The following is an 18,623-nucleotide window of genomic DNA, read 5'->3' on the forward strand; positions in this document are numbered from 1 at the left end:
ATCAAACCGGGTCTGTCCCTCACCCGCCTGTGGATTGCTGGGGACAACTAAAAATGTGATCCAGCTTTGCAGAGCGGACGTCAGCCCGCCGTATAGTGTTGCAACAATATCATTGACTGCCATGCCCCAGAAAGCCAAACCCAAGGTTTAAGCACACAGGCAAAGGGAGATCGCGCAAACCATGAACGACGCTGTGAGAAAGATCACCCCCGCGCAACCGGCGGAACCGCATTACCGCGAAGCCCCGAACAATATCGAGGCCGAACAGGCGCTGCTGGGCGCCATCCTCGTCAACAACGACGCCTATTACCGTGTGTCGGATTTTCTTAAACCCGTGCACCTCTACGAGCCGTTGCATCGCAAGATTTTCGAAGTGGCGGGCGATATCATCCGTATGGGCAAGACCGCCAATCCGGTGACGATCAAGACCTTCCTGCCCGCCGACGACAAGATTGGCGACCTGACGGTGGCGCAATATCTGGCGCGTCTGGCGGCCGAAGCCGTGTCGATCATCAACGCGGAAGATTACGGCCGGGCGATCTACGATCTCGCCCTGCGCCGCGCGCTGATCCAGATCGGCGAGGATGTCGTCAACATCGCCTATGACGCGCCGCTGGACATGCCGCCGCAGTCGCAGATCGAAGACACCGAGCGCCGCCTGTTTGAGCTGGCGGAAACCGGCCGTTACGACGGCGGCTTCCAGTCGTTCAACGATGCTGTGGCCCTGGCGATCGACATGGCTGGTGCCGCCTTCGAACGCGACGGCAATCTGTCCGGCATTTCCACCGGCATTCACTCGCTCGACGCCCGCATGGGCGGCCTGCAGCGTTCCGACCTTATCGTGCTTGCGGGTCGTCCTGGTATGGGCAAGACCTCGCTTGCCACCAACATCGCCTATAATATCGCGGCGACCTACGATCAGGAAGTCCAGCCTGATGGTTCGTTCAAGGCGAAAAACGGCGGCGTCGTCGGCTTCTATTCACTCGAAATGTCGTCCGAACAGCTGGCGACCCGTATCATTTCCGAGCAGACCGAAGTCTCGTCCTCGAAAATCCGTCGCGGTGACATTACCGAGGCCGATTTCGAAAAGCTCGTCGCCTGCTCCCAGATGATGCAGAAGGTGCCGCTCTATATCGACCAGACCGGTGGTATCTCCATCGCCCAGCTTTCCGCCCGCGCCCGTCGCCTGAAGCGCCAGCGCGGCCTCGACGTTCTGGTGGTGGACTATATTCAGCTGATGACCGGGGCGGGTAAAAGCGGTGAAAACCGCGTGCAGGAAATCACCCAGATCACCACGGGTCTCAAAGCGCTGGGCAAGGAACTCAACGTTCCGATCATCGCGCTTTCACAGCTCTCCCGTGCGGTGGAAAGCCGTGAAGACAAGCGCCCGCAGCTCTCCGACCTGCGTGAATCGGGCTCGATCGAGCAGGACGCCGACGTGGTGCTGTTCGTGTTCCGTGAGGAATATTACGTCAAGAACATGGAGCCGCGCGATATTTCCGATCCTAAATATGGCGAGTGGGAAGCCCTGTTTGACAAGGTGAAAGGCACCGCCGACGTCATCATCGCCAAGCAGCGTCACGGACCGACCGGCACGGTGAAGCTCGCCTTCCAGTCCGAATTCACCCGCTTTGCCGATCTGGCCGACCCGAGCTTCAGCCAGTACGAAGAGCATTGATCCGAATTAAATAACGGGGGCGAGACGGCTCTAGCCTGTCGCCCTCGGCATTCCGATTCGCGTTTACAGTTGAATGCATCGAGTCTTTTCAGGGCTTTGGCAGGATTGTCTCACAATCCGATTCCGCGCAGCAGCGCCACGGTGACGACACCGAGCGTTGCGGCCGGCAGGAGGCTGAGGCGAAGTGCGGCGATGGCCGTCACAGCACAGGCGATGGTTTCCGCCGTCCCGCTTGCAAGCGCCGTCGGCGTGACCACGGCCATCAGAACAGCGGGTGGAACTGCGCCAAGCGCTTTTTTCAAACGTGGCGTCAAGGTAAAGTGGTTGACCAGAAGCAGGCCGCCAAGGCGTGTGGCAACGGTTGCCGCCATCATGGCAAGGATCGCCAAAAGGGTGTTTGTATCAAGCGTCATGCAGGCTGCTCCACCTGTTCAGCATCACCGAGGGCGGCAACGGCAAGTCCCGCCAGCGCTCCAGCGGCGATATACCAGGCTCCCGGCACCAGCGCATGGGTGAGATAAGCGGCGGCTGCACTTGCCAGAAGCACGAGGCCCGTTTCCCTGCCCTTCCAGAACCCCATGAGCAGCACGATGAAGACGGCCGGGAACGCAAAATCCAGACCGATGACCGACATGTCTCCCATGACCGACCCGAGCAGCGCGCCTGCCAGAGTGGCAAGGTTCCAGACCAGATAGATCGATAGTGCGGCGCCTGTGAAAAAGGCCGCAGTCAGCCTGCCGGTGATGACCCGGAACTCCGACAGCGCCCAGGATTCGTCCGTCAGCACCAGCATCGCCGCATATTTTCGCCAGCCGCTGAAGTCCTCCAGCTTGCCGGCGATGGAGGCGCTCATCAGCACATGGCGCAGATTGACCAGCAGCGCGGCAAAGCCGAGTGCGCTCCAGCTTGCCGGATGCGTCCACACATCCATGGCCACGAATTGCGAGCCGCCGGCAAAGACCAGCAGCGACATCAGCGACGCTTCGAACGGCGACAATCCTTTGCCGACCGCGACGGCGCCGAACACCACGCCGATCGGGACCATGGCGACCAGCAAAGGTGCCGCGGCTCTCAAGCCGGCACTGAATTCCCCGCGTTTTTGCAAGTGGGACATCGCATTCTCCTTTTCAGAAGAGTGCGATTACGCCCGGCAAGCCCCACAGTCTTGAAGGAAAGTGACATTGCACGGCGGAAACGCCAAGTTGGGTTTATGCCACCCGGAATTGCCCCGGCGTGACGCCGGTTCGCGCCTTGAAATGCCGGGTGAAATGCGCCTGATCGGCAAAACCGCACAGCGCCGCCACCTCGGCCGGCATCTCGCCGGCACGCAGAAGACGGCGTGCCTGCCGGATGCGCACATCCGTCAGATAGGCGTGCGGGGTGATGTGAAATTCCTTGCGGAAAGCCCGGATGAGGTGGGCGCGGCTAAGGCCGGCAATTGAAGCCAGTTCCTCAAGACCGATATCGGTCTCGTAATTGTCGGAAAGATAATCCCGGGCGGTATGGACCGCCGTTTTCTCGCGGGTTTCGAGCGGCAGGATGATGGCGCTGCCATGCCTGCCGAACAGCGCCGCCAGAACCGAAAACATGCCCTCATCCGCCTCAAGAGCGCCGGATTTGGCCTCCAGCCGCCGATGCGCCATCTGGAAAGCCGCCGCCATCTGTGGATCACGCGGCAGAAATCGCGGAAAGGATGGCATGCCATGAAAGGCCCTGCCCGTCACATCCTCGATGATATCGCGCAGAAGCGCTGCATCGGGGTAGATCATCCGGTAGCGATAACCGCCACCACCCGGCGCACCATCGTGAATCTCATCCGGGTTGATGAGGTAGAGATGGCCCGGTCCCGTCTGTTCGGTGGTGCCCTGAATGGTGGAAATCTGCGAGCCGCTTTCGATCGCACCGATCGAGAAGGTATCGTGCGCATGCGGCGAATATTCATGTGTCAGGAATGTCGCGCTCAGACATTCCATGCCGCCGAACCGCCGGTCACGCCAGAAACGCGTCGTTTCCGTCGCCGCGACGGGCATGAAATCCAGAGCCTGTTCCTGCGAAACATTGTGCATAGAGTGAGTTTAAATCAATCGGTCATTACCGTCTTGAACAAAAGTGCTAGGGTCCGGCCGGTTCCAATTCAATCTGGACGCATGGCATGACAGACGACTTCGAAGAGACCTTTTCCGAAAACGAAACCGACGCTTTCGAATATGCGCCGCTGAGGCTCACCGTCGATCTCGGCGCGCTGGCCGATAACTGGCGGGACATGAAGAAGCGGTCCGGCAAGGCGCGGACGGCGGCTGTCGTGAAGGCGGATGCCTATGGGCTTGGTATCGAGGATTGCGGCGCAACCCTCTATCACGCCGGCGCGCGCGATTTCTTCGTGGCAACGGTAGCCGAAGGGGCAACCTTGCGATCCTACGCCCCGGAAGCACGTATCTTCGTGCTATCAGGCATCTGGCAGGGCCAGGAGCGTCAGGTCTTCGACAATGATCTCGTGCCGGTTCTGGCCTCAGAGGAACAGCTTTCCTTCTGGATGGCGACGGTTGCGGACCGTGGCGAACACCCCTGCGCGCTGCATGTGGATACCGGCTTCAACCGGCTCGGCCTGCCGCTCGACGACGCGCTGTTTCTGGCCGACGACGTGACACGGCCGGCGAGTTTTGACCCGGTTCTGGTGCTGTCGCATCTCGCCTGCGCCGATACGCCTTCTTCGCCGATGAACAGGGTCCAGCTCGAATCATTCCGCAAGGTTAGCGCCGCTTTCGAAGGTATCGAATCAAGCCTCTCGGCTTCGGCCGGTATCTTTCTGGGTAACGACTATCATTTCGATCTCACCCGTCCCGGCATCGCCCTCTACGGCGGCGAGGCTATCAACGACGTCGCAAACCCGATGCGACCCGTTGCGAAGGCCGAAGCGCGGATCATCCAGATTCGCGAGGCGGGTGAAGGCCAGACCGTCAGCTATGGCGGCTCCTTCCTGCTGAAACGGGCAAGCCGGCTTGCCATCGCTTCCGTCGGTTATGCCGACGGATACCAGCGTTCGCTTTCCGGTTCCGGCATTCCCTTGCGCGAAATGGGCCATGGCGGCGCTTACGGCATCATCAACGGTCACAAGGCGCCGGTGGCCGGCCGCGTGACGATGGACCTCACCATTTTCGATGTGACGGATCTACCGGCAAATGCCGTTCGCACCGGCGACTATATCGAGCTTTTCGGCCCGAACGTGCCGGTCGATGAGGTAGCGCGGGCGGCCGGCACCATCGGTTACGAGATGCTGACGGGTCTCGGCCTGCGCTATGAGCGGCAATATCTGATGGCTGACGACTGAACCACGTCTTTAGCTCTTGGAAAGCGGAAGCGACCTGTGCTAAAAGAGAACAAAAGGAGATCGAAATGCCCGAAATCCATTTGAGCGAGCAGGACGAAAAGTTCATCGAAGAGCAGGTGGCTGCCGGAATCTTCAAGGATGCGGATGCGGTGATTTCCGCTGGTCTTCGCCTTATGGGCAGTAAAGAAGGCCGCTTCGTAGAGCTTCAGCGATTGATTCAGGAAGGGCTGGACGATGTGGAAGCCGGAAGGGTTATGGAATTTTCCACGGCGGATGATTTAACCGCACACATTATGAAGCTCGCGGAGGAGCAGAATGAAGCGAAGGCGTCTGGTGGTCTCCGCACGGGCGCTGAGCGATCTTCTCGCCGATCATAATTATATCGCGCAATTCAATCCTGCCGCTGCAAGGCGTTTTCTTGACGACATCAACGATAAAATGATTTCCCTGGCACGGTACGGGATGACAGGGGTACCCAGAAGTTATGCACCGAATTTGCGGGCATTTCCCCATCGCGACCGATGCATCTACTTCGTAGTCGACGACAAGAAAATGTATGTCCTGCGCGTGCTGCACGGCCACCAGGACATTTCCGCCAAAGATTTCAAACAAGAAGAAAATTGACATAGATGGCCAAAGCCAAGACCCAATTCGTGTGCCAGAACTGCGGCACGGTTCACAACCGCTGGGCGGGAAAATGCGAAGGCTGCGGCGAGTGGAATACCATCGTCGAGGAAGACCCGATGGGTGGCATTGGCTCCGGCCCCGGCAAGACGCCGAAAAAGGGCCGGCCGGTCGCGCTCACAGCACTTTCCGGCGAGATCGAGGAAGCGCCCCGCATTCCGACCGGCATCAGCGAACTCGACCGGGCGACCGGCGGCGGCTTCGTGCGCGGTTCGGCAGTTCTGATCGGCGGCGATCCTGGCATCGGTAAATCGACCCTGCTGATGCAGGCGGCGGCTGCCCTTTCGCGACGCGGACACCGTGTCATCTACGTCTCCGGCGAAGAGGCGGTGGCGCAGGTGCGTCTGCGCGCCCAGCGTCTTGGTGCAGCGGAAACCGATGTGCTGCTGGCGGCCGAGACCAATGTCGAGGATATTCTCGCAACGATTTCCGAGGGCAAACGTCCCGATCTGGTCATCATCGATTCCATTCAGACGCTGTGGAGCGACACGGCCGATTCCGCCCCCGGCACGGTGACGCAGGTGCGCACCGGCGTGCAGGCGATGATCCGTTATGCCAAGCAGACGGGCGCGACCATGGTGCTGGTGGGCCACGTGACCAAGGAAGGCCAGATCGCCGGTCCGCGCGTGGTGGAGCACATGGTTGACGCCGTGCTGTATTTCGAAGGCGACCGCGGCCACCATTACCGCATTCTTCGCACCGTCAAGAACCGCTTCGGACCGACGGACGAGATCGGCGTGTTCGAAATGTCCGACCGGGGATTGCGCGAGGTTTCCAATCCTTCCGAACTGTTCCTCGGCGAGCGCAATGAGAAATCGCCGGGCGCTGCCGTCTTCGCCGGCATGGAGGGCACGCGCCCCATTCTGGTCGAGGTGCAGGCGCTGGTCGCGGCCACCTCACTCGGCACGCCGCGCCGCGCCGTGGTCGGCTGGGACAGTTCGCGACTCGCCATGATCCTTGCCGTGCTGGAGGCCCATTGCGGCGTGAAGCTCGGGCAACATGACGTTTATCTGAACGTCGCCGGTGGATACCGCATTTCCGAACCGGCTGCGGATATGGCGATTGCCTCTGCGCTGGTTTCCTCACTTGCCGGTCTTGCCCTGCCCGCCGATTGCGTCTATTTCGGCGAGATCAGCCTGTCGGGCGCGGTACGGCCCGTCTCGCACACGGGCCAGCGATTGAAAGAAGCTGAAAAACTCGGTTTCTCCGCCGCACTTCTGCCGTCTGCTTCGGCTGAATTGCCGAAGGCGGGCAAGGGTCGCTGGACAGAAATAGAAAGCCTACCGGACCTTGTGGCGCGCATCGCCGGTTCCGGCAACCGGTTCAAACAGGTTGAGGACGACTAATATTGATCCTTTCGCCAAGGGAAACAGTGGTGTAAGAGGGTCGCACAATTGGCAAGGCAGCGCCTGACAAGGCGTCGCACCTCCGGAGTTGGTATATGCCCATTACAATTTTCGACGGCATCGTCATCGCCGTTGTTCTTTTCTCCGCCATTCTCGCGATGGTACGCGGTTTTTCCCGCGAGATTCTGTCCATCGCGAGCTGGGCCGGTTCGGTCGCCGCTGCCTATTATCTGTTCCCGATCCTGTTGCCCTATGCGCGCAACTATACCGATGACGACAAGATCGCCATTGCCGGTTCGGCGGGCGTCGTCTTCCTCGTCTCCCTCGTCGTCATTTCCTTCATCACCTCGCGTATTGCCGATTTCATCATCGACAGCCGCATCGGTGCGCTGGATCGCACGCTCGGTTTCCTGTTCGGCGCAGCGCGCGGCATTCTGCTGCTGGTCGTCGCGGTCGCCTTCTGGAACTGGCTGGTGGACGTGAAAACGCAGCCGCAATGGGTGACGCAGGCCAAGGCCAAGCCCTTCCTCGACGGGCTGGTGGGCAAGCTGGAAGCGGTTCTGCCTGACGATATCGAGCCGCAGATCCGCGCCCGTATCCTCGGAAAACCGCAGGAACCGGCAGCCGCGCAGACGCCTGCGGAAGATGCTCCGGCGACAAATGCGCCGGCAACGAATAATTGACACAGTGTCGCGCCTTGCAATGCATGCAAGGCGCGCTATTTGTGCTAAATATCAAGCACGACACAGACAGGCCGACCGGGAGACAAACTCACCGGAGGGGTCTTTCTTTTTTCTCGTTAGAGAGCAAGGGCAAGCCGGATGATTGAGCCGCTTTCGCATTCCAAGTTTCCTGGGGCCACGTTCAAAGAAGAGATCGACGGCGATACGCTGCACGAAGAGTGTGGCGTATTTGGCATTCTCGGCCATGCCGATGCCTCCGCCCTCACCGCTCTCGGCCTGCATGCGCTTCAGCATCGCGGCCAGGAGGCAGCGGGCATCGTCTCCTTCGATGGCAAGCGCTTCCATCAGGAACGCCATATGGGCCTCGTCGGAGATCATTATACCGATCCGGCAACGCTTGCCCGCCTGCCCGGCTCCATCGCGATTGGCCACACCCGTTATTCCACCACAGGCGAAGTGGCGATGCGCAACGTGCAGCCGCTGTTTGCCGAGCTGGAAGAAGGCGGCATTTCGATTGCCCATAACGGCAACTTCACCAATGGCCTCACGCTTCGCCGCCAGATCATCGCCACCGGCGCCATCTGTCAGTCGACCTCCGATACCGAAGTCGTTCTCCACCTCATCGCCCGTTCGCGTCACAGCTCCACCGCCGACCGTTTCATCGACGCCATCCGCCAGATGGAAGGCGGCTATTCGATGCTGGCCATGACGCGCACCAAGCTGATTGCCGCGCGCGACCCGATCGGCATACGCCCGCTGGTCATGGGCGAGCTTGATGGTAAGCCTATCTTCTGCTCGGAAACCTGTGCTCTCGATATCATCGGCGCGAAATTCGTGCGCGACGTTGAAAACGGCGAAGTCATCATCTGCGAAATCCAGCCGGATGGCTCGATCACCATCGACGCCCGCAAGCCATCGAAGCCGCAGCCGGAACGTCTGTGCCTGTTCGAATATGTCTATTTCGCCCGCCCCGATTCCGTCGTCGGCGGCCGCAACGTCTATACGACGCGCAAGAACATGGGCATGAACCTTGCCAAGGAAGCCCCACTGGAAGCCGATGTCGTGGTTCCGGTTCCCGATGGCGGTACGCCGGCTGCACTCGGTTTTGCGCAGGAAAGCGGTATTCCCTTCGAATACGGCATCATCCGCAACCATTATGTCGGCCGTACCTTCATCGAGCCGACGCAGCAGATTCGCGCTTTCGGCGTAAAGCTCAAGCATTCCGCCAACCGGGCGATGATTGAAGGCAAGCGCGTGGTGCTGGTGGATGATTCCATCGTGCGCGGCACGACCTCGGTGAAGATCGTGCAGATGATCCGCGAAGCGGGCGCCAAGGAAGTGCATATCCGCGTCGCCAGCCCGATGATCTTCCATCCGGATTTCTACGGCATCGATACACCTGATGCCGACAAGCTTCTGGCCAACCAATATGCCGATGTGGACGCCATGGCGAAATTCATTGGCGCTGATTCGCTTGCCTTCCTGTCGATCGACGGGCTTTACCGGGCTGTCGGCGGCGAAAACCGCAACAATGCACGTCCGCAATTCACGGACCATTATTTCACCGGCGACTATCCCACCCGCCTTCTCGACCAGAACGGCGAGGCGATGGGCAGCAAGATTTCCATGCTGGCCAGCAACGGCTGATAGTCCGGAAATAACAAGCGGCCACCGGTTTCCGGTGGCCGCTTTTTTGTTGCGTGCGATTGAAACTGTGCCCGCTGCGGCGTTTTGATCGCTTGCGGTTGACGTCAGTCGCTTCATAAAAGAAGCGGAATGAATTTCGGAGGGGGCAACATGACCATCAATCTCAAGGGCAGGATCGCGCTCGTCACCGGCGCTTCGCGCGGCATCGGTTATTTCACGGCACTGGAACTCGCCAAGGCCGGCGCGCATGTCATTGCCTGCGCCAGAACGGTCGGCGGCCTCGAAGATCTTGATGACGCCATCAAGGCCGTCGGCGGCACCGCGACGCTGGTTCCCTTCGACCTCGCCGACATGAATGCCATCGATGCGCTGGGAGCCAATATCTTCGAGCGCTGGGGCAAGCTCGATATTCTGGTCGCCAATGCCGGCGTTCTCGGCGTCATCTCCCCGGTCGGCCATATCGAGGCGAAAGTCTTCGAAAGGGTCATGACCATCAATGTCACCGCCACCTGGCGGCTGATCCGCTCGGTTGAGCCGCTGCTTTTGAGATCGGATGCCGGCCGTGCGCTGATCCTGTCTTCGGGAGTTGCTCACACCTGTCGTCCCTTCTGGGGTGTCTATTCCACCTCCAAGGCGGCCGTCGAAGCGCTTGCCCGCACCTGGGCTGCGGAAACTGATAAAACCGCGCTGCGCATCAACAGCATCAACCCCGGCGCGACGCGCACCGCCATGCGCGCCCAGGCCATGCCCGGCGAAGACCCCGCAGACGTGCCGCACCCTTCTGAAGTGGCCGCCGCTATTGTTCAACTCGCCTCGCCCGAGCTTACCGAAACCGGCAAGCTCTTCGTGGTGCGCGAGGGTAAATTCCTGGATTATCGCCAGCCGGAATAGACTTTTGGTCAAGGCGGTTCTGGCGCCCCAAGAGAAACGCTTGACCGCGCAAGACCGGCACGCCATAAGGCAAGGCATGAAAACAACGATCTGCACCTGCTGCTGAATAATTTTTGCTGGTTCGCCACCGGCCAGATCGTTTTCGTCTCCCCGCAAGGTCCAACAGACAAACGGTCCGGTCAGGACAATTGACTGCCTTTAGGGAACACCCGCATGTCCTTGCGCCTGAAACTCCACAATACCCTGACACGCGAAAAGGCCGAATTTGCGCCAATCGACGCCGACAATGTGCGCATGTATGTCTGCGGACCCACGGTCTACGATTTCGCCCATATCGGCAATGCGCGCCCGGTCATCGTTTTCGATGTTCTTTTCCGGCTGCTACGCCACGTCTATGGCGAAAGCCATGTGACCTACGCCCGCAACATCACCGATCTCGATGACAAGATCAACGCAAGGGCACTGCGCGACTATCCGCAACTGCCGCTGAACGAAGCTATTCACGCGGTGACGAGAAAGACCGCCGACCAGTTCCATGAGGACGTGGCCATGCTTGGCTGCCTTCCGCCGACCGTCGAACCGCGCGCCACCGACTACATCGCCGAGATGATCGACCTCATCGAAAAACTGATCGCGCGCGGCCATGCCTATACGGCCGGCGGCGAGGTGCTGTTCGACACCCGCTCAATGGCGGACTACGGCCAGCTTTCCAAACGGCCGCTGGACGAACAGCAGGCGGGTGCGCGCGTGGCGGTGGAAGCCCACAAGAAGAACCCGGGCGATTTCGTGCTCTGGAAACTTTCTTCAAACAATGAGCCGGGTTGGGAAAGCCCCTGGGGTCGCGGCCGTCCGGGCTGGCACATCGAATGCTCGGCCATGGCCGGTCGCTATCTCGGCGAAGTGTTCGACATTCACGGCGGCGGGCTCGATCTCATCTTCCCGCATCACGAAAACGAAATCGCGCAATCGCGTTGCGCCCATGACACGCAGGTCATGGCCAATGTGTGGATGCACAACGGCTTCGTGCAGGTGGAAGGCCGCAAGATGTCGAAGTCCGAGGGCAACTTCGTGACCATCTACGAATTGCTGCACACCGAAAAATTCGGCGGCCGCCAATGGCCGGGCGAAGTGCTTCGCCTTGCCATGCTGATGACGCATTACCGCGAGCCGATCGATTTTTCGGTGAAGCGTCTGGAAGAGGCCGAACGCCTGTTGGCCAAGTGGCCGACGGCTGAGGTTTCCGACGCCGAGCCGGATGCTTCAGTGCTTGATGCGCTTGCCGATGACCTGAACACGGTTGCCGCCGTGCAGGCGCTGCATGCACTGGCACACGCCGCCAATACCGATCCAACCCGACTGCCTGCCTTTGCGGCAAGCGCCGCCCTGCTCGGCGTTTTGCCGAAAAAAGCGGAAATGGACGAAGCCATCGTTTCGGCCGTGGATGCACTGGTGCAACTGCGTCTGGAAATGCTGAAGGCGAAGAATTTCGCGGAGGCTGATCGTTTGCGTGACGAGCTTTCCGAGAAGGGTATTCAGCTGAAGGATGGCAAGGACAAGGAAACTGGTGAGCGGACGACGACCTGGGAGTTGAAGCGGTAGTAAGCCGGCGGTGGTTGGGGCTTACCCCCTCTGCCCTGCCGGGCATCTCCCCCACAGGTGGGGAGATTAATCGCTGTTATCGCTCGCCCATCTTTAACGCTGAATATGGAGCGGGAGTATGCTTCCAGCTGATCTCCCCACCTGTGGGGGAGATGCCCGGCAGGGCAGAGGGGGGTCTACTACAGTCACCACAATCTGCTTGCGATTTTAAGTTACCTCAACCAATCTACGATGAGGCAGCTAACTGGCGAACCAATCATGCCACACGCGGACGTAGACCCGATGCATCGCAAATATGCGAAGCAGATGCGGAAAGTAATGACGGATGCCGAACTGAAGCTCTGGAATGCTATTCGCGCGCATCGCCTCGAGGGGTTAAGTTTCCGCAGACAAATGCCGATTGCCGGTTTTATCGTCGATTTCGCATGTTCGGATCATCGCCTAATTATCGAGATCGATGGCTCCCAACATACAACCGAGGCAGCGCTACAATACGATCAGGAACGAACGGCGCGGCTTCAGAAAGACGGCTGGACCGTCCTCCGTTTCTGGAACGACGATATTCTGAAAGACATAGACAATGTCTGTCTCCATATTGTTCGAACGATAAAGGAGGCCCAACCATGACCACCTACACAGGCGGATGCCAATGCGGTGCTATCCGTTTCCGCGCAACCGGCGACTTGAAAGACAGTTCGGTCTGTCACTGCCGCATGTGCCAGAAAGCTTTTGGAGCCTATTATGCGCCGCTGGTATCCGTGCGCGAGGTGGAATTCGAATGGACGCGCGGCGAGCCGAAACGGTTTCAGTCCTCCAGCGTCGTCAAGCGCGGCTTCTGCCCCGAATGCGGTACGCCGCTGACCTATGAGGCGCCGGATGGCATGGCGGTTGCGGCCGGTGCTTTCGATGATCCCGCCGCCTTGCCGCCCACCGTACAATGGGGTGTTGAGCGCAAGATCGATTTTGTCGACAGCATCCACACTTTGCCCGCGGTCCCCACGGAAGATGACCTGACGTCGGTGGATTACCTCGCCGATCTCGTTTCTTATCAGCATCCCGACCACGACACCGAGAGCTGGCCACCGGAGAACAAATAATGAGTGAAACGGGTTTTTCCGGCGGCTGCCAATGCGGCGCCGTGCGGTTCCATGCGGGCAAGCTTGGCCGGGCCTCCATCTGCCACTGCCGCATGTGCCAGAAACATTTCGGCAATTTCTTCGGCGCGCTCGTCAGCGCCGATCAGGCGCATCTGACCTGGACACGCGGCCAGCCGTCCCTCTTCCGCTCGTCGGCCAAAATCCATCGCGGTTTCTGCAGCAAATGCGGCACGCCGCTGACCTATCATTACCCTGGCGGCGTGGAGATCGCCATCGGCGCTTTCGATGAACCGGAGCGGATCGAACCGCAAGTGCAGGTCAATTTCCACAAGCGCATGCCGTGGATCGAGCAGCTGTTCGGCAAACCGGCCGTGGAACAGGGCGTGGATGAAGCGGAAATCACCTCCTTCCAGCACCCGGACCACGACACCAAGGTCTGGCCGCCGGAAGACGACCGCGCATGAGTGCTATCGAAAACTTCAGTGGTGGATGCCAATGCGGGGCCGTGCGTTACCGCGTTGAGGGCAGTTTGCGCTATCCGCATGTGTGCCATTGCCGCATGTGCCAGAAGGCGGCCGGCAATTATTTCATGCCGCTTGCCGCAAGCAGCCGCGCAAAATTTGAAATGACCCGTGGCGAGCCTTCGTGGTTTCAATCCTCCGATGATGTCCGCCGGGGCTTTTGCGGGCGTTGCGGCACGCCGCTTTTCTACGACATACCGGACGCCGATTTCATCAACATCACCCTTGGCTCGCTGGATGAGCCGGAGCGGGTAAAACCCGAGGCGCAGTCCAATCTGGGCAGCAAAATACACTGGTTCGCCGAACTCGACGGCTTGCCGGTGGAGCCGGAACCTGCGCCGGATGAGAACCGAGTACCGGTGAACAACCGGCAGCACCCCGACCACGACACGGCCAAATGGCCACCCGAAGGAAAGTGAAACATGAAGCAGGAATTGCGCAGCTTTTACCCAGAGATCGAACCCTTCGAGACCGGCATGCTCGATGTCGGTGATGGCCACACGATCTATTGGGAACGGGTGGGCACACGCGGTGCAAAACCGGCGGTTTTCCTGCATGGCGGTCCGGGCGGCGGGGTGAATCCCACGCATCGCCGCGTTTTCGATCCCGCACTTTACGACGTCATCCTGTTCGATCAGCGCGGCTGTGGCCGTTCCACGCCGCATGCGGAACTGGAAGCCAACACCACCTGGCATCTGGTCGCCGACATCGAAAAATTGCGCGCGCTCTGCGGTTTCGAAAAATGGCTGGTTTTCGGCGGTTCCTGGGGCTCGACGCTGGCGCTCGCCTATGCCGAGACCCATGCCGAGCGCGTCAGCGAGCTGGTTCTGCGCGGCATCTACACCGTCACCAGACCAGAGCTGGACTGGTATTATCAGTTCGGCGTATCCGAAATGTATCCCGACCGTTGGGAAAACTTCATCGCTCCCATTCCTGAAGCGGAACGCGGCGAGATGATGCAGGCCTATAACCGCTACCTCACCGGCACGGACGAGGCCAAGAAGCTCGAATGCGCCAGAGCATGGAGCCAGTGGGAAGGTGCGACCATTTCGCTGGTTACCGATCCGGAACGTGTCGAGGATTTCGGCGAGGACAAATATGCCATCGCTTTCGCCCGCATCGAGAACCACTTCTTCGTCAACGATTGCTGGCTGGAGGATGAGCAATTGCTGCGCAATGCCGGCAAGCTTAGGGACATTCCTGGTGTCATCGTGCATGGACGTTATGACATGCCCTGCCCGCTGAAATATGCCTGGCAGCTCGCCAAGGCGTGGCCGAAGGCAGATTTCCATATCATCGAGGCGGCCGGACACTCGCTGAGCGAACCCGGCATTCTCGACCAGCTGATCCGCGCAAACGACCGTTTTGCAGGAAAATAACCAGCCCTTTCAGAACCTTGCGGCGGCCGGATGAGAGAATGATTCACGCGGGCTTTCCAGCGGCCATCATCCGGCTGGCTGCAGCGACAGCCCGTTTCAAGGGCAAAGCGCCTTTTATTCATGCAGTTTTTCTCATGAACGCTTCACGGAAATGAATTGGCCGCCGCCACACCGATCCGCTATAAAAGCGGCTATCCCTAATAATTGGCGGTACTCCCATGGCACTCGATAAAACGCTCCCGGCCCAAGAGGGCGGCGATAGCGCGCGCGGTTTTGCTTTCGCGCTTTCCGCCTATCTGCTGTGGGGGTTCCTTCCCCTCTACATGAAGGCGGTTGCGCATATTTCGCCGATCGAGGTCATCGTTCACCGCGTCATCTGGTCGGTGCCCATCGCCGCCGCCGTGCTTATAGCGATCGGGCGGACGGCGGAGATAAGGGCGGCGCTGAAGAACCCGAAAATGCTGGCCATGGCGAGCCTGACGGCCGCACTTATCAGCATAAACTGGGGCGTCTATATCTGGTCGATTGGTGCTGGCCGCGCGCTCGATGCGGCGCTGGGTTATTTCATCAATCCGCTGTTCAGCATCTTTCTTGGTGCTGTGCTTTTGAAGGAAAAGCTCTATCCCGCGCAGATCGCCGCAATCGTTCTGGTGGCGCTTGCGGTCGCGATCCTTACCTGGCATGCGGGCAGCCTGCCGTGGGTTTCCATCGTGCTCACCGTCTCCTGGGGCTTTTACGCCTTCTTCCGCAAGACGCTGCCGATTGGCGCCACACAGGGCTTCCTGCTCGAAGTCATGCTTCTCTCCGTTCCCGCCGTTCTGGTCATGGCATGGCTGGGCCTCAGCGGACAGGCGCATTTCATGGCAGGTAACGCGACCGACACCTGGCTTTTGGTCGCTAGCGGCCTCATCACCGCCGTTCCGCTCATTCTTTACGGCAACGGCGCAAAGCTCCTGCGGCTGTCGACCATCGGCATCATGCAATATATCGCGCCGACGATGATCTTCCTCATTGCCATCTTCATCTTCAAGGAGCCCTTCGACATGGTGCGGATGGCAGCCTTTGGGATGATCTGGGTGGCGCTGGCGATCTATACCGGCTCGAGCCTGCTGCGGCTCAAGCGATAACGAAGCCCTGCAAATTAATAATCGACCAGTAATTGCGGTGTCGCGTCATAACCGAAGCGCGGCTTGACCCCGAGAAGGGCCGCCGTCTGGGTGATGATTTCGCGGGTCATGGGGGCTGCGGTCGAGGCTGCCGTGCGCCCGCCGTTCACACCGGTCCGCGGCGCGTCGATCATCGTCAGCACGACATATCTCGGCTTGTGCATCGGGAACCCGGCAACGAAGGCGTTGAAGTTGATATCCTTGGCATAACGGCCATTGATCACCTTGTCGGCGGTTCCGGTCTTGCCGCCCACATGAAATCCTTCTACCTGCGCGCCCCGACCCGACCCCTTGATGCCGTTCCAGTTGAAAAGATAGCGCATATCGGCGCTGGTCTTTTGATTGACGACGGTGCGGGAAAGCGATGCCGCGGCCTCTTTCGAACGCGGCAGGAAGGTCGGCGAGATCAGGCTTCCGCCATTGATGAGCGCGGCGGCGGCAACCGCCGTCTGCAATGGGGTGGTGGCAACGCCGTGCCCGAAGGAGATGGTGACGGAGTTGATCTTCTTCCACGTTCGCGGCTGGGTAGGCGTCGCCACGCCCGGCATTTCCGTGTCCATTCTGGAGAGAAGCCCGAGCTTCGTCAGGAACTGCTGGTGGCCTTCGACCCCAACCTTGTCGGCGACCGCCGCCGTGCCGATATTCGATGAATATTGAAACACTTCCGGGATCGAAAGCGGGCGGTTCCTGCCCTTGAAATCCTTGATGGTGAAGCCGCCCATGCGGATGGGGCGCGACGCATCCACCACCGAATTGAGCGTGATGGCACCCGCATCCAGTCCCATGGCCAGCGTGAAGCTCTTGAAGGTGGAGCCCATCTCGAAGGTGGCATTACTCATGCGGTTGAACCAGCCCTTTTCATACTCCCTGTCGATGCTGCCATCGGCAAGGGTGCGGGAAGGCTCGTTCGGATCGTAATCCGGCACCGAGGCCATGGCCAGCACCTCGCCCGTCTCCACATCGAGGATCACCGATCCCGCCGCTTCGGCCTGATAGGCGCTTTTTGCCTTCAGCACGACCTCGCGGACGATGTTCTGTACCCGCAGATCGATCGACAGCCTCACCGGCTCCAGCGGCGCGCCGCTGGCGAGACCGACGGCACGCAGGTCGGCCAGCCCCTGCTGGTCGAGATAACGCTCCATGCCGGCAAGCCCCTGATTGTCGACATTGACGTGGCCGATGATATGCGAAGCCGTGGGGCCGCCCGGATAGAAACGCCGCTTTTCCGGCCGGAAACCGATGCCGGGTATGCCGAGGTCGAGGATATCCGACTGCTGGCGCGGTGTCAGTTGGCGCCGTAGCCATTGGAAACCGGTGTCCGAGCGCAATCTGCGGTGCGTCTCGCGCCAGTCGAGATTGGGTATCACGGTTGCGAGCTTCTCCACCACCTCGTCCGCATCGACGATCCTGCGCGGATCGGCATAAAGCGACACCATGTTGAGATCGGTTGCGAGCAGCGTGCCGTTGCGGTCGATAATATCGGGCCGGGAGGCGACTGCGGTGGCACCGGTGTTGATCCATGCGGTCGCGACGGGTTCTGAAAGGCCGTATTGAACGAGACGGGCGGTAACGACGCCAAAGACCACGGTGAAACCGGCGATCAATATGCCGAGCCGCTTTTTCGCCTCAACCCGGCGGCGGGCAGCCGAACCGAGGATCGCATCCCTGCCCTGAAACGGGCTTCTCTGAATAATAAAATGTGCCTGGCTTTTCAGCCGCACCAAAAAAGCAATCATTCCCCAATGAGCCCCGCTCTCATGGCGGCGAAATCAAATTCCGCGCTCAGCCTACGCCTTGTAGACGCTGGCACAGGATCGGGCGCGGAGCCATAAAAAGAGCGGGCGGGGCGATGCCGCAGTCAAATCTCTATTAATATACACTTAAAATTATAACGAACCGCTTGGCAGTTCGTTAACGGTTTCCCGAAGCTTAGAGACGGGAGATTACCGAAGGGTCGCCTTCCGGGTTCTGCTGCGCCAGCGCCCGCTCGATGATGGCGGGCACGATGTCCTTCACCTCGTCGATGACAAGCGGGTTGAGAAGATGGGCGCGATGGATGAAACCCTGATCGCGCATATGCTGCACCAGTTCCAGCATCGGGTTCCAGAAGCCGTTGATATTGGCGAAAACCATCGGCTTGGCGTGGCGGCCGAGCTGTGCCCAGGTCATGATCTCGACGATCTCTTCCAGAGTGCCGACACCACCCGGCAGCGTCACGAAGGCATCCGAGCGCTCGAACATCATATGTTTGCGCTCATGCATGTCCTTGGTGACGACAAGCTCGTTCAATTGTCCGAGAGAATGGCGCGTGGCCTCCATGTCGACCAGAAATTCCGGTATGATGCCGGTTACTTCGCCGCCATTGGAAAGAACGCCACTGGCAACCGCGCCCATGATGCCCTTGGTGCCGCCGCCATAAACCAGGCGAATGCCGTTTTCGGCAATGGATTTCCCAAGCGCGCGGCCCGCTTCCATGTGAGCCGGGTCACGTCCAGGCTGGGAGCCGCAATAAACGCAGATGGATCGAATCGCTGTATTTTTGTCCGTCATGAGGGGAAGGAACTATGCCGGATGCGGCACGTCAAGAAAATTTGGGAAATCCCT

At 59.8% G+C, this 18,623-nt stretch carries 20 protein-coding genes; 15 read left to right on the forward strand and 5 right to left on the reverse strand.

Translation table 11 applies throughout. The features are described from left to right. The first annotated feature begins 181 nt into the window (after nucleotides 1-181). Nucleotides 182-1,678 carry a replicative DNA helicase gene (locus RBH10_RS17455; protein WP_281036351.1) on the forward strand — a complete coding sequence of 499 codons (1,497 nt, stop codon included), beginning with the start codon at nucleotides 182-184 and terminating at the stop codon, nucleotides 1,676-1,678. Between the two features lie 110 nt (nucleotides 1,679-1,788). On the opposite strand, the gene RBH10_RS17460 is transcribed toward RBH10_RS17455, so the two are convergent. The 3 genes from RBH10_RS17460 to RBH10_RS17470 all read right to left on the reverse strand — a co-directional run bounded on the left by RBH10_RS17460 (nucleotide 1,789) and on the right by RBH10_RS17470 (nucleotide 3,744). After that, on the reverse strand, nucleotides 1,789-2,091 hold the full coding sequence (locus RBH10_RS17460) for an AzlD family protein (protein ID WP_281036350.1): 303 nt from the start codon (nucleotides 2,089-2,091) through the stop codon (nucleotides 1,789-1,791). Next, a complete protein-coding gene (locus RBH10_RS17465) occupies nucleotides 2,088-2,792 on the reverse strand; it encodes an AzlC family ABC transporter permease (protein ID WP_281036349.1) in 705 nt (234 codons plus the stop codon). Before RBH10_RS17465 ends, RBH10_RS17460 begins: the two co-directional genes overlap by 4 nt. A 94-nt stretch (nucleotides 2,793-2,886) precedes the next feature. Further along, on the reverse strand, nucleotides 2,887-3,744 hold the full coding sequence (locus RBH10_RS17470; RefSeq protein WP_045015816.1) for an AraC family transcriptional regulator: 858 nt from the start codon (nucleotides 3,742-3,744) through the stop codon (nucleotides 2,887-2,889). A gap of 86 nt (nucleotides 3,745-3,830) precedes the next feature. Between RBH10_RS17470 and alr the strand changes: the two genes are divergently transcribed. From alr to rarD, 14 genes are all read left to right on the forward strand, one after another. After that, complete coding sequence (alr, locus tag RBH10_RS17475) at nucleotides 3,831-5,006, forward strand: alanine racemase (RefSeq protein WP_281036348.1); 1,176 nt, start codon at nucleotides 3,831-3,833, stop codon at nucleotides 5,004-5,006. Between the two features lie 65 nt (nucleotides 5,007-5,071). After that, nucleotides 5,072-5,383: a type II toxin-antitoxin system ParD family antitoxin gene (locus RBH10_RS17480; RefSeq protein WP_281036347.1), complete on the forward strand. Its 312-nt coding sequence runs from the start codon at nucleotides 5,072-5,074 to the stop codon at nucleotides 5,381-5,383. Then, nucleotides 5,340-5,630: a type II toxin-antitoxin system RelE/ParE family toxin gene (locus RBH10_RS17485; RefSeq protein WP_281036346.1), complete on the forward strand. Its 291-nt coding sequence runs from the start codon at nucleotides 5,340-5,342 to the stop codon at nucleotides 5,628-5,630. The genes RBH10_RS17480 and RBH10_RS17485 overlap by 44 nt, the downstream gene beginning before the upstream one ends. Nucleotides 5,631-5,635: 5 nt before the next feature. After that, entirely contained in the window at nucleotides 5,636-7,036 is a 1,401-nt protein-coding gene (gene radA, locus RBH10_RS17490) for a DNA repair protein RadA (RefSeq protein ID WP_045015812.1), read from the forward strand. A gap of 95 nt (nucleotides 7,037-7,131) precedes the next feature. Beyond that, complete coding sequence (locus RBH10_RS17495) at nucleotides 7,132-7,719, forward strand: CvpA family protein (RefSeq protein WP_045015811.1); 588 nt, start codon at nucleotides 7,132-7,134, stop codon at nucleotides 7,717-7,719. Between the two features lie 138 nt (nucleotides 7,720-7,857). Next, nucleotides 7,858-9,366: an amidophosphoribosyltransferase gene (gene purF / locus RBH10_RS17500; RefSeq protein WP_045015810.1), complete on the forward strand. Its 1,509-nt coding sequence runs from the start codon at nucleotides 7,858-7,860 to the stop codon at nucleotides 9,364-9,366. A 150-nt stretch (nucleotides 9,367-9,516) separates the two neighbouring features. After that, on the forward strand, nucleotides 9,517-10,257 hold the full coding sequence (locus RBH10_RS17505) for an SDR family NAD(P)-dependent oxidoreductase (protein ID WP_281036345.1): 741 nt from the start codon (nucleotides 9,517-9,519) through the stop codon (nucleotides 10,255-10,257). Nucleotides 10,258-10,470: 213 nt separating this feature from the next. Continuing rightward, on the forward strand, nucleotides 10,471-11,856 hold the full coding sequence (gene cysS, locus RBH10_RS17510) for a cysteine--tRNA ligase (RefSeq protein WP_281036344.1): 1,386 nt from the start codon (nucleotides 10,471-10,473) through the stop codon (nucleotides 11,854-11,856). A 258-nt stretch (nucleotides 11,857-12,114) separates the two neighbouring features. Next, nucleotides 12,115-12,483, forward strand: a complete 369-nt coding sequence (locus RBH10_RS17515; RefSeq protein ID WP_281036343.1) for an endonuclease domain-containing protein — start codon at nucleotides 12,115-12,117, stop codon at nucleotides 12,481-12,483. Further along, nucleotides 12,480-12,953, forward strand: a complete 474-nt coding sequence (locus tag RBH10_RS17520; RefSeq protein WP_281036342.1) for a GFA family protein — start codon at nucleotides 12,480-12,482, stop codon at nucleotides 12,951-12,953. The genes RBH10_RS17515 and RBH10_RS17520 overlap by 4 nt, the downstream gene beginning before the upstream one ends. Then, nucleotides 12,953-13,417 carry a GFA family protein gene (locus tag RBH10_RS17525; RefSeq protein WP_045015806.1) on the forward strand — a complete coding sequence of 155 codons (465 nt, stop codon included), beginning with the start codon at nucleotides 12,953-12,955 and terminating at the stop codon, nucleotides 13,415-13,417. Before RBH10_RS17520 ends, RBH10_RS17525 begins: the two co-directional genes overlap by 1 nt. Next, a complete protein-coding gene (locus tag RBH10_RS17530; RefSeq protein ID WP_281036341.1) occupies nucleotides 13,414-13,893 on the forward strand; it encodes a GFA family protein in 480 nt (159 codons plus the stop codon). Before RBH10_RS17525 ends, RBH10_RS17530 begins: the two co-directional genes overlap by 4 nt. Before the next feature lie 3 nt (nucleotides 13,894-13,896). Then, nucleotides 13,897-14,853 carry a prolyl aminopeptidase gene (gene pip / locus RBH10_RS17535; protein ID WP_281036340.1) on the forward strand — a complete coding sequence of 319 codons (957 nt, stop codon included), beginning with the start codon at nucleotides 13,897-13,899 and terminating at the stop codon, nucleotides 14,851-14,853. A gap of 218 nt (nucleotides 14,854-15,071) precedes the next feature. After that, entirely contained in the window at nucleotides 15,072-15,980 is a 909-nt protein-coding gene (gene rarD / locus RBH10_RS17540) for an EamA family transporter RarD (RefSeq protein WP_281036339.1), read from the forward strand. Between the two features lie 14 nt (nucleotides 15,981-15,994). On the opposite strand, the gene RBH10_RS17545 is transcribed toward rarD, so the two are convergent. Together RBH10_RS17545 and RBH10_RS17550 are read right to left on the reverse strand one after the other, a co-directional pair. Further along, nucleotides 15,995-17,755 (reverse strand): penicillin-binding protein 2, encoded by a 1,761-nt coding sequence (locus RBH10_RS17545; RefSeq protein WP_281036338.1) that lies wholly within the window; start codon nucleotides 17,753-17,755, stop codon nucleotides 15,995-15,997. Nucleotides 17,756-17,948: 193 nt separating this feature from the next. Then, nucleotides 17,949-18,569 (reverse strand): TIGR00730 family Rossman fold protein, encoded by a 621-nt coding sequence (locus RBH10_RS17550; RefSeq protein WP_071242735.1) that lies wholly within the window; start codon nucleotides 18,567-18,569, stop codon nucleotides 17,949-17,951. Nucleotides 18,570-18,623: the final 54 nt, after the last annotated feature.

The organism is Rhizobium sp. AN73, assembly GCF_030757975.1.
Classification (GTDB): Bacteria; Pseudomonadota; Alphaproteobacteria; order Rhizobiales; family Rhizobiaceae; genus Agrobacterium; species Agrobacterium arsenijevicii.